Source organism: Pseudomonas sp. 31 R 17 (assembly GCF_900004915.1).
GTDB classification, from domain to species: Bacteria; Pseudomonadota; Gammaproteobacteria; order Pseudomonadales; family Pseudomonadaceae; genus Aquipseudomonas; species Aquipseudomonas orientalis_A.
Map to the genome: position 1 here is coordinate 490 of NZ_CVTN01000057.1, position 429 is coordinate 918.

Below are 429 nucleotides of genomic sequence, written 5' to 3' on the forward strand. Positions count from 1 at the left end.
AAAAAGCGTTGCCGGGAGCATCAATTCGGGACCAGTCAACCAAGATTAATGGGTGCTTCACCGACCCCAGCAATGCCCGCAGGATCACCCAGTAGAACAGCGGACGCTCTGCTCTGAGGTGTTGATTGCCCAGTAACCGATCAACCCGCTTGATTGCATGTTTGGGGAATGCCTGACCTGGCATAAAACGTCCGAGCGCTGTCAGCGTCAGGCGGCGGCCTTGCAGTAACGAACTGACACAACTCATCAGTGTTGTCAGGCGACGAGAGTGGATTGAAGGCAGTGCTTGAGCGAGCGCTCTGTGTAAAAATCGGATGGCCTGCATGGGTTTGGGATCTTGTTTTTGTGTGGTGCAAACCAAGTTGCCGACTCATGCAGGCTTCTTCAATAACTCCAACTTCTTGATTTTTCGTAAGAAAAATCGGGGAT

1 pseudogene is annotated in these 429 nt (G+C 51.7%); it reads right to left on the minus strand.

From position 1 onward, the window contains the following. Positions 1 to 325, minus strand: a pseudogene (locus BFP89_RS29090) (IS4 family transposase); the annotation flags it as partial. Positions 326 to 429: the final 104 nt, after the last annotated feature.